5 protein-coding genes and 1 pseudogene are annotated in these 3,638 nt (G+C 69.6%); 2 read left to right on the forward strand and 4 right to left on the reverse strand.

From position 1 onward, the window contains the following. Window positions 1-119 (forward strand): annotated as a pseudogene (locus AC2VOK_RS13245) (DUF899 domain-containing protein); the annotation flags it as partial. Next, complete coding sequence (locus tag AC2VOK_RS13250) at window positions 73-360, forward strand: VOC family protein (protein ID WP_428900886.1); 288 nt, start codon at window positions 73-75, stop codon at window positions 358-360. The pseudogene AC2VOK_RS13245 and the gene AC2VOK_RS13250, both read left to right, overlap by 47 nt. A gap of 15 nt (window positions 361-375) precedes the next feature. On the opposite strand, the gene ipdC is transcribed toward AC2VOK_RS13250, so the two are convergent. The 4 genes from ipdC to echA20 form a co-directional block, all read right to left on the reverse strand. Further along, a complete protein-coding gene (ipdC, locus tag AC2VOK_RS13255; RefSeq protein WP_428900882.1) occupies window positions 376-1,446 on the reverse strand; it encodes a (3aS,4S,5R,7aS)-5-hydroxy-7a-methyl-1-oxo-octahydro-1H-indene-4-carboxyl-CoA dehydrogenase in 1,071 nt (356 codons plus the stop codon). Continuing rightward, complete coding sequence (gene ipdB, locus AC2VOK_RS13260) at window positions 1,443-2,189, reverse strand: cholesterol ring-cleaving hydrolase subunit IpdB (protein ID WP_428900883.1); 747 nt, start codon at window positions 2,187-2,189, stop codon at window positions 1,443-1,445. Before ipdB ends, ipdC begins: the two co-directional genes overlap by 4 nt. After that, entirely contained in the window at window positions 2,186-3,070 is an 885-nt protein-coding gene (gene ipdA, locus AC2VOK_RS13265) for a cholesterol ring-cleaving hydrolase subunit IpdA (protein ID WP_428900884.1), read from the reverse strand. The genes ipdB and ipdA overlap by 4 nt, the downstream gene beginning before the upstream one ends. Continuing rightward, on the reverse strand, window positions 3,067-3,638 hold a 572-nt coding region (echA20, locus tag AC2VOK_RS13270), incomplete at its 5' end, for a (7aS)-7a-methyl-1,5-dioxo-2,3,5,6,7,7a-hexahydro-1H-indene-carboxyl-CoA hydrolase (protein WP_428900885.1). The genes echA20 and ipdA, both read right to left, overlap by 4 nt.

Genomic DNA, 3,638 nt, shown 5'->3' on the forward strand with positions numbered 1-3,638 from the left:
TGATCGATCTACTGCCGTGCGGCCGCCAAGAAGAATGGCAGGACTCCCCGGATGGCTGGCCCCAACGGCCGAATTACAGCGGGTGGGCCGGCTGCCAGGACATCGCGCGAGCCTACGGCGCTGCCGCTGACGCCCACGACTGGCATCGTGCTGGCTCCGCCGCCGTCGGACGCCGGACAGGTGCACCCGGCCAACACCGGTATCACGTTGTCCACGAGCGACATCGACGCCACCCATGCGGCGATGGCCGCACCCGGCGCCGACGTCGACGCGCAGGTGTCGCGAATGGGCGAGCCGGTCCCGCCGATGTTCTGGTTCCGCGACCCGAGCGGACACACGATGCTGGTCGTCGAGTCCTGAATCACGGGTGAGCGGTCACTGCACGAAAGCGGACGCCGACTGCAGGTGCGTGATCGCATCCCGCACGATGGACTCGATCAGTTCGGCGCACGACGGCAGATCCTCCAGGATGCCGGCCACCTGGCCGGAGGCCAGCACCCCCGCCTCGGTGTTGCCCTCGACCAGGCCGGCTTTGAGCAGCATCGGGGTGTTCGCCGCCATCACCACCTGCGACCAGGTCAACTCTTTGTCGCGGCGCATGGCCAGGCCGTCGGTGATCATCGAGCGCCAGGTCATCTGCGACATCTGCTTGAACTTGCCGGCGTTACGCACCGCCGCAACCAAACCACGTGCAGGGGAACCGCTTTCGAGCTTCTCGACCAGGGCGGTCCGCAAAACGCGGTGCGGCATGCCGTCGACGCGCCGGGTGACCACCGTGCCGTCCAGCGCGGCCTGCAGGTAGCGCCGCTTGACCGCGTCGGGCACGGTGGAGTCCGAGGTGAGCAGAAACCGCGTGCCCATCGCGACGCCGGCCGCGCCGTAGCTCAACGCGGCGGCCAGTCCGCGCCCGTCGAAGAAACCGCCCGCCGCGATCACCGGGATGCCGGTGCCCGCCACGGCGTCCAACACCGAGGGCAGCAGCAGGGTCGTGGCGACCGGTCCGGTGTGCCCGCCGCCCTCGCCGCCCTGCACGATCATCGCGTCGGCACCCCATGCCGCGACCTTGCGCGCATGTTTCGCCGCGCCGATCGACGGGATGACCACCACCCCGGCCTCTTTGAGCCGGGCCACCAGCTCCTGCTTGGGCGCCAGCGCGAACGACGCGACCTTGACGCCCTCGCGGATCATCAGCTCGATGCGGTCGGAGGCGTCGGCGGCGTCGGCGCGGACGTTCACCCCGAACGGCTTGTCGGTGGCGGCCTTGACCTTGCCGATGGCCGTCGCCAACTCGTCCAGCGTCATGGTGGCCGAGGCCAGGATGCCGAGGCCGCCCGCGTTGGCCGTGGCCGACACCAACCGGGCGCCGGCCACCCAGCCCATCCCCGTTTGGACGACCGGGTGCTCGACGCCGACCAGATCGGTCAGCGGCGTGCGCAGTCTGGTCATGCGCGTATCTCCCGGTCGCGCAGCGACTTCGGGTCGATGACCTCCCGGATCAGCCCCAGCTCGTCGCCGGTCGGCAGCCGGGTCTCTCCGGCACCGTCGAGGCCGTGCACCTGAAACGAGGTGGCCTCCCGGACGTCATCGGGCGTCACGCCCGGGTGCAGGGACACCGCGCGCATGGTGTGCTCCGGTCCGCCGAAGTCGAACACCCCGAGGTTGGACACCACGCGATGGGGGTTGGCGAAACGAAATGCCGGGTTGGCCGGGTCGACCTTGTCCCAGCCGATGCCGCAGACGATGTCGACCGCGTCGCAGAACACCCGCTTGGAGTGATTGCCGACCCAGTAGCTGGTCGCATGGTTGATGGCGTTGCCGGGCGCGCCGCGCACGCCGAACATCTGCCGGGTCGGACGCTGCAGCGGGCCGAACGCCGAAAGGTTCTGGTTGCCGAAGCGATCCACCTGGTTGGCGCCCATCACCACGTGCCGTCGCCCCCAGGCCAGGGTCTCGAAGACCCGGCCGAACGGCATCCAGCCCTCGACGGGCCCGGTCCTGCCCAGCGCCGGGGTATCAGCCAGCAGCTGCGCCTCGCCGTCGGTCAGCAGGATGTCGGGAGAGAAAGTCAGTCGCGCCAGACGCGCGCCCACCGACGCCATGGTGGTCATCGGGCTGACCATGATCTCGCCGGCGTCCCTGAACAATTCGGCGCACGCGACTGCGCACACCTCGGCGCGGGTGCTGCTCACTCGGACGCCTCCTCCGCGAACTCGCGCACGGCCGCCTGGTAGTCGTCCTCGCTGCCCGACAGGTAGGTCCGGAGGAAGTTCTGCCAGCCTTCGTCGGTCGAGGCCGCCTCGGCGTAGTGCCGCTGGAATCTCTCGTCGCGGCCGTAATCCGGTGCCGCGGTGGTGAAGTGGGCGCCCCCGGGCGCCTCGACGACAGCGTCGACCATCATCCGGTTCACCAGCAGCGCTTGCGGGGGAACCGATTCGACGAGCTTCTGGGTCGAGACGAGGCGTTCCACCGAAAGGTAGCGTCGCTCGGCGGCCATCAAGAAGAGATCGTCGAAGTAGGGGTCGATGCCGGTGTAGGCGGCGTTGCCCCGGCTGTCACCGAGGTTGAGGTGGACGAACGCGGCGTCCAGTCGCAACGCCGGCATGGCGAGCAGCGTCTCCTGGCCGCCGCCGGGTGCCGGGTACGGGCTGGTCACGGTCCTCAGCTCGCCCTCCCAGAAGTCCAGAACCGAACTGCCCAGCCCGGCGCGGATCGGCAGGAACGGCAGGCGTTGCGCCGCGGCCTGCAGCCCACACCGCAGCATGCCTTCGTCCATCTCGCGGGCCTCGATCGCCCCGCCGGTGCGCGCCTTGGCGAACCAGGGGTCGTAGAAGGGCGGCGAGTCCAGCGACACGAAGCCGTAGTACACGCGCCGGACCTTGTCGGCCGAGCACAGCAGCCCCAGGTCGGGCCCGCCGTAGGTGACCACGGTCAGGTCCTTGACGTCGGTGCGCAGCAGGGCCCGCACGAACGCCATGGGCTTGCGCCGCGAGCCCCAGCCGCCGAGGCCGATCGTCATGCCGCTGCGCAGTTGCCCGACCGCCTCGTCCAGCGTCGTGGTCTTGTCGGTCACTCCGTTTTGCCCTTCGTCGTGCCGGCAAACGCGTCGCGGTGCTCGTCGGCGACCCCGGCGAGGTTGAGCTCGAACGTAAAGCCCTGCTCCATCCGGTAACTCGAGTTGACCCGCTGCACATCGATGAGATTGAGCGCCTCCTTGGCCGCGCGGATGACGCGGGTGTCCTTGGCGGCGATGTCGCGGGCCACCCGCAACGCGGCCTCGTCGAGTTGTTCGCGCGGCACCACCTCATGCACCGAGCCGAAGTGGTGCAGGGTTGCGGCGTCCACCGTGGCCGCGGTGAAGAACAGCCGCCGCATCATGTGCTGGGGGACCAGCCGCGACAGGTGCGTCGCCGCGCCCAGTGCGCCCCGTTCCACCTCGGGCAGCCCGAAGGTGGCGTCCTCGGAGGCCACGATCACGTCGGAGTTGCCGACCAGTCCGATCCCGCCGCCGACACAGAATCCGTTCACCGCCGCGACGACCGGCACCGCGCATTCGTACACCGCGCGGAACGCGGCGAAACAGCCGCGGTTGGCGTCGATCAGCGCGGTGAACCCTTTCGTGCGTTGCATCTCCTTGATAT

This window comes from Mycobacterium sp. TH-M116, assembly GCF_057473685.1.

Coding starts and splice junctions, on each gene's coding strand:
- ipdC (WP_428900882.1), bottom strand. CDS start 1,446: ATGACCAGACTGCGCACGCCGCTGACCGATCTGGTCGGCGTCGAGCAC.